This window comes from Paenibacillus sp. P4_E11 (assembly GCF_056401635.1).
Window position 1 is genome coordinate 1 of sequence record NZ_JBFUIX010000730.1, and the last position, 530, is coordinate 530.

Sequence of the window (530 nt, forward strand, 5' to 3'; positions counted from 1 at the left end):
GGCGATGTCATTACATTGAATAAGGAAGTTGATCAAGGGCTGGATATTAAAGTAGGCGAAAAACTGAAATTTATCGGTAGTCCCGGCACGATCAAAGACCGGCTGGCCGTTCAAATAACGGAGATAGTCAGCGAGGGGGATGATGACTATGACGAATAACAAAGATTATTTGTCGCAAGAAGAGATTGATGCATTATTAAAACAGACGGTGGAAGAGCCCCTTGACTTTAATGGTGAGGCAAACGTTGACGACTACTTAACACCTATTGAGCAAGATGCCTTGGGAGAAATCGGCAACATTACGTTTGGGAGTGCTGCTACGGCATTATCCACATTGTTGGGTAAGAAGGTAGACATCACGACACCCAAAGTGTCCATGGTCGCTAGAAGCGCGTTGGATCAAGAATTTCCAGTTCCACACGTAGCTGTTCATGTCAACTATATCGACGGGTTCGACGGTATTAATCTGCTGGTCATTCAGACGAGAGATGCACAAGTCATAGCTGATTTAATGATGGGCGGTACAGGCG

Annotated in this window: 2 protein-coding genes; both read left to right on the forward strand. The window is 45.3% G+C overall.

Features of this window, described 5'->3' with window-relative positions; all coding sequences use genetic code 11:
- A partial coding sequence (locus tag AC1DWB_RS37160; protein WP_477546029.1) for a FliM/FliN family flagellar motor switch protein occupies positions 1-159 on the forward strand: 159 nt, incomplete at its 5' end.
- Positions 149-530 (forward strand): chemotaxis protein CheC (locus tag AC1DWB_RS37165; protein WP_477546028.1); only part of this gene is annotated, 382 nt, incomplete at its 3' end. The genes AC1DWB_RS37160 and AC1DWB_RS37165, both read left to right, overlap by 11 nt.